Origin of the sequence: Halopseudomonas salegens (assembly GCF_900105655.1) — a bacterium.
GTDB classification, from domain to species: domain Bacteria; phylum Pseudomonadota; class Gammaproteobacteria; order Pseudomonadales; family Pseudomonadaceae; genus Halopseudomonas; species Halopseudomonas salegens.
On record NZ_LT629787.1, the window covers coordinates 533,744 to 550,041 of the forward strand.

16 protein-coding genes are annotated in these 16,298 nt (G+C 58.8%); 8 read left to right on the forward strand and 8 right to left on the reverse strand.

Annotated features, from left to right (window positions below):
* The first annotated feature begins 46 nt into the window (after positions 1-46).
* Together motA and motB are read left to right on the forward strand one after the other, a co-directional pair.
* A complete protein-coding gene (gene motA / locus BLU07_RS02320; RefSeq protein ID WP_092383753.1) occupies positions 47-901 on the forward strand; it encodes a flagellar motor stator protein MotA in 855 nt (284 codons plus the stop codon).
* A gap of 3 nt (positions 902-904) precedes the next feature.
* Positions 905-1,882, forward strand: a complete 978-nt coding sequence (motB, locus tag BLU07_RS02325) for a flagellar motor protein MotB (RefSeq protein ID WP_092383755.1) — start codon at positions 905-907, stop codon at positions 1,880-1,882.
* 1 nt (position 1,883) lies between these two features.
* Here the strand turns inward: motB and rsgA are convergent, their stop codons facing one another.
* On the reverse strand, positions 1,884-2,918 hold the full coding sequence (rsgA, locus tag BLU07_RS02330) for a small ribosomal subunit biogenesis GTPase RsgA (protein WP_092383757.1): 1,035 nt from the start codon (positions 2,916-2,918) through the stop codon (positions 1,884-1,886).
* Between the two features lie 82 nt (positions 2,919-3,000).
* Between rsgA and orn the strand changes: the two genes are divergently transcribed.
* Complete coding sequence (orn, locus tag BLU07_RS02335; protein ID WP_092383759.1) at positions 3,001-3,543, forward strand: oligoribonuclease; 543 nt, start codon at positions 3,001-3,003, stop codon at positions 3,541-3,543.
* 47 nt (positions 3,544-3,590) lie between these two features.
* Here the strand turns inward: orn and BLU07_RS02340 are convergent, their stop codons facing one another.
* Positions 3,591-4,073, reverse strand: coding sequence for an asparaginase domain-containing protein (locus BLU07_RS02340; protein ID WP_092383761.1), 483 nt, complete (start codon positions 4,071-4,073; stop codon positions 3,591-3,593).
* Between the two features lie 23 nt (positions 4,074-4,096).
* Here BLU07_RS02340 and BLU07_RS02345 point away from each other — a divergent pair, with 23 nt between their 5' ends.
* From BLU07_RS02345 to BLU07_RS02365, 5 genes are all read left to right on the forward strand, one after another.
* Complete coding sequence (locus BLU07_RS02345) at positions 4,097-4,477, forward strand: GIY-YIG nuclease family protein (RefSeq protein ID WP_092389520.1); 381 nt, start codon at positions 4,097-4,099, stop codon at positions 4,475-4,477.
* Positions 4,474-5,409 (forward strand): glutathione S-transferase family protein, encoded by a 936-nt coding sequence (locus tag BLU07_RS02350; protein ID WP_092383763.1) that lies wholly within the window; start codon positions 4,474-4,476, stop codon positions 5,407-5,409. Before BLU07_RS02345 ends, BLU07_RS02350 begins: the two co-directional genes overlap by 4 nt.
* A 71-nt stretch (positions 5,410-5,480) precedes the next feature.
* A complete protein-coding gene (locus BLU07_RS02355; RefSeq protein ID WP_092383765.1) occupies positions 5,481-6,416 on the forward strand; it encodes an ABC transporter ATP-binding protein in 936 nt (311 codons plus the stop codon).
* Positions 6,413-7,174 carry an ABC transporter permease gene (locus tag BLU07_RS02360; protein ID WP_092383767.1) on the forward strand — a complete coding sequence of 254 codons (762 nt, stop codon included), beginning with the start codon at positions 6,413-6,415 and terminating at the stop codon, positions 7,172-7,174. The genes BLU07_RS02355 and BLU07_RS02360 overlap by 4 nt, the downstream gene beginning before the upstream one ends.
* Before the next feature lie 71 nt (positions 7,175-7,245).
* Positions 7,246-7,731: a GNAT family N-acetyltransferase gene (locus BLU07_RS02365; RefSeq protein ID WP_092383769.1), complete on the forward strand. Its 486-nt coding sequence runs from the start codon at positions 7,246-7,248 to the stop codon at positions 7,729-7,731.
* Here the strand turns inward: BLU07_RS02365 and yejK are convergent, their stop codons facing one another.
* From yejK to BLU07_RS02395, 6 genes are all read right to left on the reverse strand, one after another.
* Positions 7,732-8,739, reverse strand: coding sequence for a nucleoid-associated protein YejK (gene yejK / locus BLU07_RS02370; protein ID WP_092383771.1), 1,008 nt, complete (start codon positions 8,737-8,739; stop codon positions 7,732-7,734).
* Between the two features lie 78 nt (positions 8,740-8,817).
* Positions 8,818-10,644, reverse strand: a complete 1,827-nt coding sequence (locus BLU07_RS02375; RefSeq protein WP_092383773.1) for an SLC13 family permease — start codon at positions 10,642-10,644, stop codon at positions 8,818-8,820.
* A gap of 24 nt (positions 10,645-10,668) precedes the next feature.
* Positions 10,669-13,518, reverse strand: a complete 2,850-nt coding sequence (locus BLU07_RS02380) for a valine--tRNA ligase (RefSeq protein WP_092383775.1) — start codon at positions 13,516-13,518, stop codon at positions 10,669-10,671.
* 104 nt (positions 13,519-13,622) lie between these two features.
* A complete protein-coding gene (locus BLU07_RS02385; protein WP_092383777.1) occupies positions 13,623-14,150 on the reverse strand; it encodes a hypothetical protein in 528 nt (175 codons plus the stop codon).
* A 3-nt stretch (positions 14,151-14,153) separates the two neighbouring features.
* Positions 14,154-14,585, reverse strand: a complete 432-nt coding sequence (locus tag BLU07_RS02390; RefSeq protein ID WP_092383779.1) for a DNA polymerase III subunit chi — start codon at positions 14,583-14,585, stop codon at positions 14,154-14,156.
* Positions 14,586-14,663: 78 nt separating this feature from the next.
* Entirely contained in the window at positions 14,664-16,157 is a 1,494-nt protein-coding gene (locus tag BLU07_RS02395) for a leucyl aminopeptidase (RefSeq protein ID WP_092383781.1), read from the reverse strand.
* Positions 16,158-16,298 lie beyond the last annotated feature (141 nt).

Below are 16,298 nucleotides of genomic sequence, written 5' to 3' on the forward strand. Positions count from 1 at the left end.
CGTGTATGTGGCCAGGCATTCTTCGAGTGAATGGATTACGGATATTATGCTGAAAATTGCTGGTTTCATTACCGTTATTGTCTGTGTTTTGGGGGGGTTTACGTTGTCAGGGGGGCATCTTGCTGCGCTCTGGCACCCGTTTGAGATCCTGATTATTGGCGGTGCTGCTACCGGCGCTTTTATGGTTGCCAACAGTATGGCAGTCGTGAAAAAGACGCTGAAAAAAGTCCCCATCATCATTTTTGGCCATCGTTTCAATAAGCCCTTCTATCTTGATGTGCTTGGCTTGCTCTATGAAATTCTGAACAAGAGCCGGCGTGAGGGCATGATGGCGATTGAGGTGGATCTTGAGGAGCCTGAACAGAGTCCGATTTTCAGCAAGTATCCTGCGATAATGAAAGATTCGCACATGGTTTCCTTCATTTGCGACTATTTGCGCATCATGGCCAGCGGCAATATGGCTCCACACGAGCTGGAAGCGCTGTTCGACGTGGAAATTTCCAGCCTGACCGAAGAACTCAATGAGCCGGCACATGCGGTGACACGGGTGTCTGATGCCTTGCCAGGGTTTGGTATTGTCGCGGCGGTGCTGGGTATCGTGATTACCATGAGCATTCTGGGTGACGCGGACAATACCCAGATCGGCCAGAAGGTGGCGACTGCGCTGGTCGGCACCTTTCTCGGTATCTGGGCGGCTTATGGTTTTGTCGGGCCTTTTGCTGCAGCCATGACGCATGAGGCAGCGGAAGAGGCCAACACCTACGAGTCGATCAAGATGTGTCTGGTTGCCAGCGCACAGGGATTACCACCGGCCCTGGCGGTCGAATTCGGGCGCAAGGCGTTGCTACCCGAGCATCGACCCAGCTTCAGCGAACTGGAAGAATCGGTCAAGGGGCGCTAAGCGGTGGACAACACACAGCCGATCATCGTCAAGCGCATCAGTCGCAAAGCCGATGGGCACCACGGAGGGTCGTGGAAAATCGCCTTTGCCGACTTTGCCGTCGCCATGATGGCATTTTTTCTGGTGATGTGGCTGCTGACAACGGCAGATGAAACCCAGTTGCAGATGATTTCCGGCTATTTCAATGACCCGATCAACTTTGATACCAGCGGCAGTCCTTTTGTCATTGATCTGGGTGGCACACCGGAAATGGGCCCTGAGCAAAGTATTCGTGATCAGGAGGCGACCAGTCTGGATGCGGAAACCATAGAATCTCTCGCGGAACAGCTGGAGCGCATGGAGCTGGATTTGCTCTTGCAGGAATTGCAGAACCGAATCGATACCGAGCCGGTATTGCAAAGGTTTCGTGAGCAGATTCTGCTGGAGATTACCGCGGACGGCTTGCGTATCCAGATCGTTGATGCCGAGAACCGGCCGATGTTTACCAGTGGCAGCGCACGTTTGCAGGACTATTTCGAGGAAATTCTGCTCGCGCTTAGCGACACAATCGCCAAGGTGGAAAACAAGATCAGTATCAGCGGGCATACCGACGCCCAGCCGTTTACCGTTCGCCGTGATTACGGGAATTGGGAGCTGTCTGCTGATCGTGCCAATGCCGCTCGTCGTACCCTGCTGGCTGCTGGCTATCCGCAAGAGCAGATTGCCCGAGTGGTTGGCTATGCTGACTCAGCGCCCTTTGATGCCGATAATCCGCTGAACCCGATCAACCGTCGTATCGAAATCGTGGTGCTGAACAAGCGTGCCGAACGCATGATGGTTGATTCGACACGGGGCGACATGCAGCCAGTGCCGGAGGAACAAACACAAGATCAGCCTGACGAGCCCACAGCGGAGCCCGAGTCGGTTCCGGCCGCCCCCGAACCTGAGCCGCCGGCAAATCTGTTCGAGGATGCGGGTTCACTGGAACGCCTGCGCGAATAACTCAGTAGCTGTCGTGTTCACCCAGGCTGGAGAGAATATGTCGGTAGCTGTCCATTCGCGCCTGACTGATCTTGCCCTCATTGACGGCCCCCAGCAGTGCGCAGCCGGGTTCGTGCAGATGCTGGCAGTCGCGGAAACGACAATAGCCGAGCAAGGGACGAAACTCGATAAAGCCATACAGCAGGTCATCATGGCTGATGTGCGTCAGGCCAAACTCGCGAATACCGGGCGAATCAATCAGGTCGCCCCCGGCAGGGAAGTGAAACAGGCGCGCTGTGGTGGTGGTATGCGTGCCTTTGCCGGTGCTGTCGGACAGAGCCCCGACGCGCAGGTCAGTGCCGGGCAGCAAGGCATTGATCAAGGATGATTTACCCACCCCCGATTGCCCGACAAAGACACTGATCTGGTCACGCAGGCGCGCCTGCAGCTGGTCCAGACCCTCGCCGGCGCTGGCTGACAGGCGCAACACCGGGTAGCCCAGTGCCTGATAGCTGTCCAGCCAACCCAGCAACTCGGCGTCCCGTTCGGGGTCGAGTAGATCCGCTTTGTTCATGACCAGCAAGGGCGCCAGTCCAGCTTGCTCCGCGGCCACCAGATAGCGGTCGATCAGCACACTGTAAGGGGTTGGCAGGGGAGCAAAGACAATGACCAGCAGATCGACATTGGCTGCGACCGGCTTGAGTTGACCGCGCATATCCGGACGGCACAGCTCGGAGCTGCGCGGCAGCTGGGCAACGATCACACCGCCCTGCAGGTTGTCGGCCCGCCAGACCACTCGGTCGCCTGTCACCAGCGCTGGCAGATTTGCCCGGCGGTGACAACGGCGGACCTCGCCGGCCAGTTCGCCCTGGGTGCATTCGACATCAACCTGCACGCCGAAATGGGCAATCACCAGGCCTTCCTGCTCCGGGCCGAGATCACTGGCACCGAGTTGCTCTTCGGCCTTTTCCGCACGTTTGTTCGCGCGCTCGGCACGTTCGTCCTGGATTTTCTGGATGCGCCAATTCTGGCGCCGGGTCAGATGTCGCTTGGCCATGGCAGATCGCTTGCTGGGAATGGCCGCAGTGTAGCACTCTTGCCGCTATACTGTCGGACTCTTCACCTGTTTTGGAGCACGCATGCAAGATGCCAATAATCTGATCTGGATCGATCTGGAAATGACCGGCCTGGATCCGGACAATGATGTGATCATCGAGATTGCCACCGTGGTGACTGATGCCAACCTCAACGAGTTGGCTGTGGGTCCGGTGCTGGCGATCAACCAGCCGGCGGTGGTGATGCAAGGGATGGATGAGTGGAATACCCGCCAGCATGGTCAATCGGGACTCACCCAGCGTGTACTGGATAGCCGCATTACGCTGGCTGAAGCCGAGCGTCAGACGCTGGAATTTTTGCGCGAATGGGTGCCGGAGCGGGTGTCACCCATGTGCGGCAACAGCATTTGCCAGGATCGGCGTTTCCTCCATCGTGGCATGCCACTGCTGGAGAAGTATTTCCACTACCGGCATATCGATGTCTCAACATTGAAAGAACTGGTTGCTCGCTGGGCCCCGGAACTCAAGAAGGGCGTCAAGAAAAGCAGCAGTCATCTGGCGCTGGATGATATCCGCGATTCGATCAGTGAGCTGCAGTATTACCGCGAGCACTTTATCAAGGTCTGATGCATTCGGCCGGTGACCTCAAGTGTCGGCGTGTTTGAACAAAGGTTTTATTTGGACTCAAACACCCCGGCAATCCGGTTTTTGGCCACTCCGTCAGCAGCAAAAATGCGCCCGCTCATGGCAATCCAGACGCCATCAGGGCAGGTATTCAATGCCCCCACCGCCAGGCCCAGGTTGAACGGGGCATCGCTGTCACGAAAGCGTGCGGGCTGCATGGCCCCGGTGAGAACGATCACCTTGTCTTCAATATCTGCCAGCGTTGCTGCGGTGACCGTCATGGTATCGGTGCCATGGGTAATCAGGATATGCCGGTGCGGGCAGGCGCTGACGGCCGCGTGAATCAGATCGCGATCGGCATCGTTCAGCTCCAGGCTGTCCTTCTTGACCAGTGACTGCAGGGCAAAGTCGCCATTGATGCGCGCCTGCTGCAGCAATTCGCCAGCCTGGGGTTCGCCGATCTGGTAATCACTCAAGGCATCAAAATAGACCTTGTCGAAGGTGCCGCCAGTGGTGAAAATCTGTATAAACATCTATGACTCCCGCAATCCTGAGCATGCCTTTGTCGTCCTGCAAGCATACTGCCGAACCCCCTGTCGCTGCACCTGTCTGGTGGGTCTATATGGTGCGTGCCGCCAACGGGCACCTGTACACGGGCATCAGCACTGATCCGCAGCGGCGCTTCGAGCAGCACCGCAATGGCCGTGGCGCCCGCTTTTTCAACCGCAGCCCGGCGCAGGCGCTGGTCTGGCAACGGCGCTGCACTGACCACGGATCTGCCCTGCGCGAGGAAATCGCCATCAAGCGTCTCAAGCGTGCTGCCAAGGAGCGACTGATCAGTCAGTTCGATGCGACACTATCAGTAACGGCGAATAGCTGTGCAGCCGGGCAAGCAACGACTAAGCTGGGCGCAAATAACACGGAGACCCCCTCATGAGTGATCTGATTCTGCACCATTACCCGCAATCGCCTTTTGCTGAAAAAGCCCGCCTGATGCTGGGTTTCAAGGGGTTGTCCTGGCATTCGGTGATGATTCCGCCGGTCATGCCGAAGCCTGACCTGACCGCGCTGACCGGCGGTTACCGGAAAACACCGGTGATGCAGGTGGGGTGTGATATCTATTGCGATACCGCGCTGATTGCCCGCCGCCTGGAGCACGAGAAGGCCATGCCGGCGCTGTTCCCGGAAGGCCGTGAAGCGGCTGCCAGCGGGTTGGCGCAATTTGCCGATCAGGTGCTGTTCCAGCATGCCGTTGCCATCAACTTCCAACCCAAGGGTCTGGCCGAGCGTTTCGGCAGTTTGCCGGAAGCGGTCGCCAAGGCTTTTGTCGCTGATCGTCAGGCACTGTTTGCCGGTGGTACCGCTACCCGTCTGGAAACTGAGGTGGCGCTGTCGCAGTGGCCCAGCCTGCTTGGCCGGCTGGAGACCCAGCTGGATCGCGATGGCGATTTCCTGCTGGGTGATACCCCAAGTGTTGCGGACTTTGCCTACTACCACCCACTGTGGTTTGTTGCCAGCAACAAGGCGGTGGCTGAAGCGCTGGACCCTTACCCGGCAGTACAGGCCTGGATGCGTCGCATGGCTGATGTGGGGCATGGTGCGCATAGCGAGATGAGCGGTGAAGAAGCGCTGCGCATCGCCCGCGAAAGCGATCCCGAGCCGTTGCCGGATACGCCTTTTGCCAGCCCGGGCGATTTCAGCAAAGGCCAGACGGTCAGCGTCAGTGCGGTGGATTACGGGACTGACCCGGTGACCGGCAGCCTGGTGCATGAGGACGCCGATGAAATCATTATCGAGCGTACGGATGAACGTGCCGGTACTGTGCGGGTGCACTTTCCGCGCTTCGGCTTCAGAGTCGTGGCGGGCTGACCTGTCAGCGCCCGCCCGGAGTATCCGGTGCGGGCGCGCCTGCCTGATGGCATTCCCCTGATGGAGACACCGTGGACCCCATTATCCAGATCAGTGGCCTGAGCAAGACCTACGAGTCCGGTTTTCAGGCCCTGAAACAGCTTGATCTGAGCATTCGCCGCGGAGAGATCCTCGCCTTGCTCGGCCCCAACGGTGCGGGCAAGACGACGCTGATCAGTATCATCTGCGGCCTGGTCAATGCCAGCAGCGGGCAGGTACTGGTCGACGGTCACGACACTGTGCGTGACTACCGCGCCGCGCGGCAGCTGATTGGTCTGGTGCCGCAAGAGCTGACCAACAACATGTTCGATACCGTCTGGGCGACCCTCAAGCTCAGCCGCGGCCTGTTCGGCAAGCGACCGGATGCGGTCCATCTGGAGCGTGTGTTGCGTGACCTGTCGCTGTGGGACAAGCGTGACGAGCGCATCATGCACCTGTCCGGTGGCATGAAAAGGCGGGTGTTGATTGCCAAGGCGCTGGCGCATGAACCCGACGTGCTCTTTCTGGATGAACCGACTGCCGGGGTGGATGTCGAGCTGCGGCGCGACATGTGGGCCCTGGTGCGGCGATTACGTGATCAGGGTGTCACCATCATTCTGACCACGCACTACATTGAAGAGGCCGAAGAAATGGCCGATCGCATCGGTGTCATCCGTCAGGGTGAACTGATGCTGGTGGAAGACAAGCAAGTGCTGATGCAGCGGCTCGGTAGCAAGCAGCTGAGCGTTCATCTGCAGCAGCCATTGCGCGAGATTCCCACCGCATTGGCAGATTTACCGCTGAGCCTGACGGATGCGGGTTACCAGCTGGTCTACACCTATGACGCCCATGCCGAGCGCAGCGGCATTGCAACCCTGTTGCGCCTGCTGGGCGATGCAGGTATCGAGTACAAGGATCTGCATTCCAGTCAGAGTTCGCTGGAGGATATCTTTGTCGAGCTGGTGCACGGCGAGCAGGAGCCGACATGAACGGATTGGGTATCTGGGCGATCTACACCTTCGAGCTGGCACGCTTGCGCCGGACCCTCTGGCAGAGCATTGCCTCGCCGGTGATTTCCACCACCCTCTATTTCGTGGTGTTCGGCGCAGCTATCGGTGCACGCATGACCGACGTCAATGGCATTGGTTACGGCGCCTTTCTGGTACCGGGCCTGATCATGCTGATGCTGCTGAATGAAAGCATTTCCAACGCGTCTTTCGGAATCTATATGCCGAAGTTCACCGGGACCATCTACGAGGTGCTCTCGGCGCCGATATCCCCGGCGGAGATCGTCATTGGCTACGTCGGCGCGGCCGCCACCAAGTCAGTACTGCTCGGCATTCTGGTATTGGTGACCGCACGCTTGTTCGTGCCCTACGAGGTGCAGCACCCGGTGTGGATGCTCGGCTTTCTGGTGCTCACCGCAGTGACCTTCAGCCTGTTTGGTTTTATCATCGGCATCTGGGCGGACGGCTTCGAGAAGCTGCAGATCATCCCGCTGATGATCGTCACTCCGCTGACCTTCCTCGGTGGCAGCTTTTACTCGATCAGCATGCTGCCACCCTTCTGGCAGAAGGTCAGTCTGTTCAACCCGGTGGTCTATCTGATCAGTGGTTTTCGCTGGAGTTTCTATGGCAGTGCCGATGTGCACATCGCCGTCAGCGTCGGCATGACCCTGGTCTTTCTTGCCGTCTGCCTGTTGCTGGTCTGGTGGATCTTCCGTACCGGTTACAAGCTCAAGCCCTGAGCCAAGGTCGCCAGGTTAGCGTGCACAGCCCCGGCGGCGCTATACTGCCTGTTTTGCCGAGACGTTCTGCCATGTCGATCACTATCCTGCGCGCCGATTACCGTAACCCCGAGCATGCCACGGCCATTGCCGAATTGCTGGATGCCTACGCCCGCGACCCTATGGGCGGCGCTGAGCCGCTGCCTGCGGTCGTCAAGGAAACCCTGGTGCCGCGCCTGGCTGAACTGCCCCATGCGTTCAGTGTGCTGGCGTATGCGGGCGAGCAGCCGGTGGGGCTGGTCAATTGCCTGATGGGCTTTTCCACCTTTGTCGCTCAACCGCTGGTGAACATTCACGATGTGGCGGTGCTGCCGGACTATCGTGGCCAGAGCATCAGCCAGTTGATGTTGGCCGAGGTGGAAAAGATTGCGCGTGAGCGCGGCTGTTGCAAGCTGACCTTGGAAGTACTGGAAGGGAATGTGCCGGCGCAGAAGGCCTATGCAAAGCTGGGCTTTGCCGGGTACGAACTGGACCCGGCGATGGGCCGGGCCATGTTTTGGCAAAAAAAACTGAATTAATCAGCGGCGCTTGTTGCGCAGCTGCTGCACCAGCCCTTTCGGTGGGTGTTTGATCACGAGGGCGTCGCCGCCTTCATCGTATTCCACCCGTTCACCGAGCAGGTGGGCTTCAAAGCTGATGGATAGCCCGTCCGCCTTGCCGTAAAAACGCATGAAGTTGTTCATGGTTTTCTTGTCCGGTGGGATTTCCGGTGACAGGCCGTAATCCTTGTTGCGGATGTAATCATAGAAAGCGCGCGGCTGTTCTTCATCAATCAGGCCGGACAGCTCTTCCAGCGCGACCTTCTCACCCTGACGGGCCTGGCCATTGACGTAGCCGCCCATTGCTTTGCTTTTGGTCTTGATGTCGTCGCCCGGCATGTCGGCTTCGCCGACGTAATCCTGAAATGCCTGTAGCAGGGTGTTGGTTTCGGTTTCCGGATTCGGCCCTTCCTGGCAACCGATAAAGTCACGGAAGTAATCCGACACCCGCTTGCCACTGCGCCCGCGAATAAAGGAAATGTACTGTTTGGAGGCGCTGTTCTGTTTCCATTCGGTCAGGTTGATGCGGGCCGCCATGTTCAGGCTGCCCAGATCCAGATGGCGGGCACTGGCCACATCCAGCTGGTCGGTCACGGTTACACCTTCGGTATGATGCAACAGGGCAATGATCAGGAAGGCGGTCATGCCCTGGCGGTAGCGAATGAACAGTACATGGCCACCGAGGGCCAGATTTGAAGCTTCCATCAGGGTTTTCAGCTGTTCACTGGCCTGGGCAGAAAAGCTGACGAAATCCAGTTCCTGATCGAGCAGTTGCTGCAGCCAGCCACTGAAGGGGTAGGCGCCGCTTTCCTCGTGGAAATACCCCCAGGCCTTGTTCGGCTTGCTGTTGTACGCCTCGATCAGACCGGCGAGCAGTTGTTCCAGCGCGTCGGAGTTGGCCAGCTCAGCCTCACGCAAGGTCAGGCTGGCGGGCTGGCCATCCGGCTTCTTGTGAATCTGGTGAACGATGCTGTTGTCGATGGGCATAGTGAGTCCGCTGCGCGTGTGTTCAATATCGGGCTGAGCAAGGTACTCCAGATGCTGGCGACTGGCAATTGCTGTGGTTTAAAGCGGAAACAGCAAAGGTACCAGCAGCACGGTCACCACCAATACGAGCAAGGTAAAGGGAATGCCGATGCGCATGAAGTCGGTAAATTTATACCCGCCGGGGTCAAGTACCAGGGTGTTTACCGGTGAGGATACCGGTGCCATGAAGGCTGCCGAGGCGGCCAGCGCCACGGTCATGGCGAAGGGGTAGGGCGAGGCATCTACCGCCTGGGCGGTGGCAATGGCTACCGGAGCCATCAGCACGGCAGTGGCGGTATTGGAAATAAACATCCCGATCAGTGCGGTGGCGGCAAAGAGCACGGCCAGCAGCGTACGCGGCCCGGCATTACCAAAACTGTCCAGCAGAACACTGACGGCCAGATCGATCCCGCCGGTTTCTTCCAGCGCCAGGGCAAAGGGCAGCATGCCGATGATCAGTAACAGGCTTGACCAGTGAATCGACTTGTAGGCCGAGTCCATGGTGATGCAGCCAAACACCCCCATCAACAGGCAACCGATCAATGCCGCCATCAGGTTGGGCACCAGGCCACTGACCATCAATATGACCATGATGCCCAGACTGAGCAGGGCAAAGGGGGCCTTGTCCTTGGCCGGAGCAACTTCGTCGATTTCAGCCGGCAGGTTGAACAGCATGAAATCACGCGTCTGACCATACAACTGGTTGATATCTTCCCAGGTGCCGGCCACCAGCAGGGTATCCGCCGATTTGAGCGGTTCGTCAACCAGCAGCCCCGGTAGTGCCTTGCCTTGGCGCCTCAGTCCGACCACGTTGAGGCGGTATCGGCTGCGGAAATTCAATTCCTGGATGGTTTTGCCCGGCAGGGCGGACTCCGGTGGCAGGGCGACTTCGGCCAGGCCCATTTGCTGGGCGTAAATGCGGTAATAGGAAATCGGCAGTGGGCGGGGTTCCAGGCCCAGTTCCTCGTAGGCACCTGCCAGCGCAATCGCCGGGCTGGCCAGATCGATCAGCAAGGTATCCCCGGCACGAATCCGGCTGTGCTTGGTGGCCATCTCCAATACCCGACGGAATTTGCGTGGATGCTCTATGGCAATCACATTGATACCGTACTGCTGACGCAACTCCAGTTCATTCAGTGGGCGATTGACCAACGGCGAGTCGGCCAGCACCAGCAGGCGGCGTTCCCTGACTGTCAGCCCGTAGGCATCGGCCAGGTCGGACAGGGTGTCGCGTTCACCCGCAGGTGCAGCCGGTTTGGAGCCGCCTAGCCAGCGTCGGGCAAACAGCATGTAGATGATGCCCAGAGTCAGGATCACCAGACCAATCGGCGTGAAACTGAAGAAGGAAAATCCGTCGATGCCGCTGCGTGCCAGTTCCGCGCTGACCACCATGTTCGGTGGTGTGGCGACCAGGGTCAGGGTGCCGCCAATCAGGCCGGCAAAGCTGAGCGGCATCATCAGATGTGACGGTGAGCTCTGCATGCGCTTGGCAATGGTCAGCACGATAGGGATGAAGATTGCGACCACCCCGGTGGAGCTCATTATCGAGCTGAGCAGGGCAACCGAGGCCATCAGGAACACCAGTAGGCGGATTTCACTGGTCGCGGCATGTTTGACGATCAGATCACCCATTTGATAGGCAATCCCCGTGCGCACAAGGCCGTGGCCGATAATAAACAGACTGGCAATCAACAGCACTGCCTGGTTACTGAAGCCGGCGATACTCTGTTGCAGCGTAATGATGCCGGTCAGCGGCAGACCAATGATTACCAGCAGGGCGACCACGTCCATGCGTGGTCGTCCGCGGATAAACAGGCTCATGCTGATTGCCAGCATGAGCAGGACCAGTGCCAGTTCCGGATTCATCTGGGCAGTCTAGTCCAGTTTGGCTCAGAGGTCGGCGATATGCGCACGCTGCTCACTTAGCTGGGTCAGTGCTTTTTCTGCCTCAGCCAATTTGCCGCGCTCCTTGTCGATGACAGCGGCTGGAGCCTTGTCGACGAAGCCGGGATTGCTCAGCTTGCCGCCAATGCGCTTGACCTCACCCTGCAAGCGGCCAATTTCCTTGTCCAGGCGCGCCAGTTCGGCGGTCTTGTCGATCAGCCCGGCCATGGGGACCAGTACTTCCAGTTCGCCAACCAGCGCGGTGGCAGACAGGGGCGCTTCCTCGCCGTCTGCCAGCACGCGGACGCTCTCCAGCTTGGCCAGCTTTTTCAGGAAAGTGTCATTCTCCTGCAGGCGACGCACATCTTCGCTGCCCGCCTTGCGCAGAAGTACTTCCAATGCCTTGCCCGGCGCCACATTCATCTCGCCACGGATATTTCGCACGCCAAGGATCAGTACCTTGAGCCATTCGATATCGCCTTCGGCAGCCGCATCAATGCGGCTGTCATCGGTTTCCGGCCAGGGCTGCAACATGATGGTCGGGCCATTTTTGCCGGCCAGGGGAGCGATCTTCTGCCAGATTTCTTCGGTGATAAAGGGCATGAAGGGGTGCGCCAGGCGCAACGCCGCTTCGAGTACCCGTACCAGGGTACGGCGGGTACCGCGCAGGCGCTCGGCGGGGGCGTTTTCATCCCAGAGCACCGGCTTGGACAGTTCGAGGTACCAATCACAATACTGGTTCCAGATGAATTCGTAGAGCGCGGTGGCGGCCAGGTCGAAGCGGAACTGGTCGAGCTGACGCGTCACTTCAGCTTCGGTGCGCTGCAGCTGCGAGATAATCCAGCGGTCTGCCAGGGTCAGTTCGACGGCTTCATCATTGACCCCGGTATCCTGGTCTTCGCACTGCATCATCACATAACGTGCAGCATTCCAGATCTTGTTGCAGAAGTTGCGGTAGCCTTCCACGCGGCCCATGTCGAACTTGATGTCGCGGCCGGTGGAGGCCAGCGAGCAGTTGGTAAAGCGCAAGGCGTCGGTGCCGTAGGCGGCGATGCCGTCGGGGAATTCGGCGCGGGTCTGCTTCTCGATCTTTTCCGCCAGCTTGGGCTGCATCATGCCGCTGGTGCGTTTCTTCACCAAGGCTTCCAGATCAATACCATCGATGATATCCAGCGGATCAAGCACGTTGCCCTTGGACTTGGACATCTTCTGGCCCTGGCCATCACGTACCAGACCATGCACATACACGGTCTTGAACGGTACCTGGGCACTGCCGTCATCATGCTTCATCAGGTGCATGGTCAGCATGATCATGCGTGCGACCCAGAAGAAGATGATGTCGAAGCCGGTGACCAGCACGTCAGTCGGGTGGAAGGTGTCCAATGCCTTGGTTTTTTCCGGCCAGCCAAGGGTGGAGAAGGTCCACAGGCCGGAGCTGAACCAGGTGTCCAGTACGTCGTCGTCCTGACGCAATGGGGTATCACCGAGATTATGTTTGGCGCGCACTTCGGCTTCATCACGACCGACATAAACCTTGCCGGACTCGTCATACCAGGCCGGAATACGGTGGCCCCACCACAGCTGGCGGGAGATACACCAGTCCTGGATGTCACGCATCCAGCTGAAATACATGTTTTCGTATTGCCTGGGCACAAACTCGATGCGGCCGTCTTCCACGGCAGCGATGGCGGGTTCGGCCAGGGGTTTGGTCGAGACGTACCATTGGTCGGTCAGCCAGGGTTCGATTACTACGCCGGAGCGGTCGCCCTTGGGCACCTTGAGTGCGTGAGGTTCGATGCTTTCCAGCAGGCCGGCAGCCTCGAAGTCCACCACGATTTGCTTGCGCGCCTCGAAACGGTCGAGCCCGGCATAAGCGGCAGGCAGGCTGGCGTCGAGCTCGCTGTTGACGCTGCCGTCAATATTGAATACTTGCGCCTTGGCCAGTACGGCGGCGTCCTTGTCCAGCACATTGATCAGCGGCAGGGTGTGACGCTTGCCGACTTCATAGTCGTTGAAGTCATGCGCCGGGGTGATTTTCACACAGCCGGTGCCGAATTCCGGGTCACAGTAGTCATCGGCAACAATCGGAATGCGTCGGCCTACCAGTGGCAGCTCGATACACTTGCCGATCAGTGACTGATAGCGTTCATCGTCCGGGTTTACCGCCACCGCACTGTCACCCAGCATGGTTTCCGGGCGGGTGGTGGCGACGACCAGATAGTCTTTGCCTTCGGCCGTTTTTTCGCCATCCGCCAGCGGGTAACGCAGGTTCCACAGCGAGCCGGTTTCGTCATGGTTTTCCACTTCCAGATCGGAAATGGCGGTGTGCAGCTTCGGGTCCCAGTTGACCAGGCGTTTGCCACGGTAGATCAGGCCGTCTTCATGCAGGCGCACAAAGGCTTCCTTGACCGCTTCCGACATGCTGTCGTCCATGGTGAAGCGTTCGCGGCTCCAGTCGACCGAGCTGCCGAGGCGGCGGATCTGGCGGGTAATGGTGCCGCCGGATTCTTCCTTCCATTCCCAGACCTTGTCGAGAAACTTCTCGCGGCCCAGGTCATGGCGGTTGATGCCTTGAGCGCCCAGCTGGCGTTCCACCACCATCTGGGTGGCAATGCCGGCGTGGTCGGTACCGGGTTGCCACAAGGTATTGCGGCCCTGCATGCGGCGGAAACGGATCAGTGCATCCATGATCGCATTGTTGAAGCCATGGCCCATGTGCAGGCTGCCGGTCACATTGGGTGGCGGCAGGGCAATGGTGTAGGACTCGCCGGAGCCCTGAGGGGCAAAATAGTTGTTTTGCTCCCAGTTCTGGTACCAGGAAGTTTCAATGGCGTGCGGCTGATAGGTCTTTTCCATGGGTGCTCTGGCTGTCCGGTTGGTCGGGCGGCGATTGCCGGGCGACGATTATCGCAGAAAAACGGCCATTATAACGGGCTGAGGGCGTGCCGGCACCCGCTGTCTTAGCGGGTTTTTTGCAGGTGCTCGTGAACGATCTGTTCCAGGCGCTTGCGCAGGCGACTTTGCAGCTCTTGTTCCAGACTGGGGAGCATTTCGTTGAGCAATTCCTGCATGATCAGTTGTGCTTCAGTCTGCAGGCGCGAAGTCAGGCGCAGCTGCTCGGCATCTGCCTTGCTGGCCAGGCTTTCCAGTTGTGGACCAAGCAGACGGTCGAGCTGCTGGCGCTCGGCAGCCAGCTTGGCCAGCGAGTCGTAAGGCAGGAAAGGGTTGTGCGGTTTTCCTCTGCCTGGCTGGTCCGCAGCAGGTAAAGGCTCAAGGCTCGGTTGTTCGTCGACGATGTCCTGCAACAAGGGGATATCCAGTTGGGCTTCGGTAGGCACTACTGGATCGGACGGTGTTGCGGGTTTTACAGGGCGAGAGGCAGGTGGAGTGGGCGTATCATCGGCGTGCGGGTCCTCATCCAGCAGGTTGCGGATGGACTCGAGGTCTTCCAGCAATTTAGAGGGTGCCGAACGATCGCGCTCTGCCATGATTCATTCCGCCGTCCTTATCGGGTGAGTCTGCAAAGCATAGCCTTTATCGCGATAAAAGCGAAAACGTTCGCGCGCGGGCAAGCGCACTGGATCATGCTCGATGACGATTTCTGCCAGGCGACGGAAGCGGCTGAAAAAAGCCGGCTGCTGATCACTCAGGTTGATCAGCAGGTCATGCTGCAGCCCGGGGTCGTCAGCACAGCTGCAGACCACCGGGTTGCGACTATCCCGCGGGTCGCTGCCATGGGGCAAAAAAGCGTCGGCCCGAAAACGCCAGAGCAAGCCGTCCAGCTCTGTGACCTGATCTTCATCACTGCAATGCAGATAGACCTGATGCCCTTTACTCCACGCCTTGTAGGCCAAACGGCAGGCATAATCCAGCCGCGCCAGTGGAGCGGCGCTGGAAAGCAGGTAGAAGTCAATACGGGTCATGGCAATCTTGTTCAGTTGGCAACCGTTGACAGGGCATGCCGGCAATGGGCGACGTGACGCCAATTGCCGGTCTCAGGCTCAGGCCTCGATCTGGTCCAGCAGATACTGCACCAGCATGGGTACCGGGCGGCCGGTCGCGCCTTTGTCCTTGCCGCCACTGGTCCAGGCGGTGCCGGCAATATCCAGGTGCGCCCAGGGATAGGCCTTGGCAAAACGCGACAGGAAGCAAGCGGCTGTGATGGTGCCGGCCTTGGGGCCGCCGATATTGGCGATGTCGGCAAAGGGGCTGTCCAGCTGTTCCTGGTATTCGTCATACAGGGGCAATTGCCAGGCCCGGTCATTGGCCTGCACGCCGGCTTTCAGCAGTTGCTGAATCAGGGCTTCATTATTGCCCAGCAGTCCCGTGGTATGGGCGCCCAGAGCAACTACACAGGCACCCGTCAGGGTAGCAATATCGACCACACTGGCCGGCTTGAAGCGTTCGGCATAGGTCAAGGCATCGCACAGCACCAGACGGCCTTCGGCATCGGTATTGAGAACTTCAATAGTCTGGCCGGACATGCTGGTGACAATGTCGCCGGGTTTGGTCGCGGTGCCGCTGGGCATATTCTCTGCGGCGGCAACCAGAACGACCAGGTTGATCGGCAGTTTCAGGCTGACAACGGCTTTCATGACGCCGAATACAGTGGCGGCGCCGCACATGTCGTATTTCATTTCGTCCATGTTGGGCGCAGGTTTCAGGCTGATGCCGCCGGTATCGAAGGTTATGCCCTTGCCAATCATGACATGCGGCTGTTGCTTGGCCTTGCCACCGTTATAGCTGAAGCGGATCAACTTGGCGGGCTCGGCACTGCCGTTGGAGACTGACAGCAGCGAGCCCATGCCCAGTGCTTTCATGTCTTTTTCTTCCAGCACTTCAACGTCGAGTTCCTTGTGCGCCTTGCCCATCGCCTTGGCTTCTTTCGCCAGGTAGGTCGGCGTGCACACATTAGCCGGCAGGTTGCCCAGGGTACGGGTCAGGTCCATGCCGGCGGCAATCGCCTGGCCATGCTCGACAGCCAGTTGCAGTGGCTGGGTGTCAGCCTTCTCTTCCGCCCACAAAAAACACTTCTTCAGCTTCGGCTTGTCGGCTTTCTTGCTCTTGAACTGGTCGAACTGATACAGCTCGGCAGCAATGGTTTCAACGATCAGGCGAGAGCTGGCGTAGGCATCGCGACCGCTGACATTCAGGGCGCTGAGCGTCAGCACAGCATCGCCGGCACCTCGGTCCTTGAGGGTGCTGATGGTTTTTTGCACCAGCTTGCGCAGGCCGCGCTCATTCAATTCGTCGGCCTTGCCGGCACCGATCAGCAGTACGCGCTGCGCGCTGATACCGGCCAGGCCGAACAGCATGAGGGTTTGCCCGGCCTTGCCGCTGATGTCACCATGCTTGATGGCGGCACTGATCTGGCCATTGCAGGACTGATCCAGTTCGGCCACCGGGCCGGTGAGTTGGCGGCTGTCGTGAATGGCTACGACCAGGCAGCCAGTCTTGATCGTTTCCAGCTTGCCGTGCTTGACGTTGAACTCCATGGTGCTCCCCGAGACAAAACGATTGGTTTGACTGATAATACGCCCCACAGCGTTGCAAGTGTGGCGCGGCTGTCGACAAAATCTGTTGAAAAACCTTTCCAGCTGCGGTGGTCTTTCAGGTCATGCCAGCATTCTGGCCTA

Excerpts from the sequence above, each read along its gene's own strand:
- rsgA (WP_092383757.1), bottom strand. The coding sequence starts at position 2,918 with ATGGCCAAGCGACATCTGACCCGGCGCCAGAATTGGCGCATCCAGAAA.
- BLU07_RS02365 (WP_092383769.1), top strand. The coding sequence starts at position 7,246 with ATGTCGATCACTATCCTGCGCGCCGATTACCGTAACCCCGAGCATGCC.
- BLU07_RS02395 (WP_092383781.1), bottom strand. The coding sequence starts at position 16,157 with ATGGAGTTCAACGTCAAGCACGGCAAGCTGGAAACGATCAAGACTGGC.
- BLU07_RS02385 (WP_092383777.1), bottom strand. The coding sequence starts at position 14,150 with ATGGCAGAGCGCGATCGTTCGGCACCCTCTAAATTGCTGGAAGACCTC.
- yejK (WP_092383771.1), bottom strand. The coding sequence starts at position 8,739 with ATGCCCATCGACAACAGCATCGTTCACCAGATTCACAAGAAGCCGGAT.
- BLU07_RS02375 (WP_092383773.1), bottom strand. The coding sequence starts at position 10,644 with ATGAATCCGGAACTGGCACTGGTCCTGCTCATGCTGGCAATCAGCATG.
- BLU07_RS02360 (WP_092383767.1), top strand. The coding sequence starts at position 6,413 with ATGAACGGATTGGGTATCTGGGCGATCTACACCTTCGAGCTGGCACGC.
- BLU07_RS02390 (WP_092383779.1), bottom strand. The coding sequence starts at position 14,585 with ATGACCCGTATTGACTTCTACCTGCTTTCCAGCGCCGCTCCACTGGCG.
- BLU07_RS02380 (WP_092383775.1), bottom strand. The coding sequence starts at position 13,518 with ATGGAAAAGACCTATCAGCCGCACGCCATTGAAACTTCCTGGTACCAG.
- BLU07_RS02345 (WP_092389520.1), top strand. The coding sequence starts at position 4,097 with ATGCCTTTGTCGTCCTGCAAGCATACTGCCGAACCCCCTGTCGCTGCA.
- BLU07_RS02350 (WP_092383763.1), top strand. The coding sequence starts at position 4,474 with ATGAGTGATCTGATTCTGCACCATTACCCGCAATCGCCTTTTGCTGAA.
- BLU07_RS02340 (WP_092383761.1), bottom strand. The coding sequence starts at position 4,073 with ATGTTTATACAGATTTTCACCACTGGCGGCACCTTCGACAAGGTCTAT.
- motA (WP_092383753.1), top strand. The coding sequence starts at position 47 with ATGCTGAAAATTGCTGGTTTCATTACCGTTATTGTCTGTGTTTTGGGG.
- orn (WP_092383759.1), top strand. The coding sequence starts at position 3,001 with ATGCAAGATGCCAATAATCTGATCTGGATCGATCTGGAAATGACCGGC.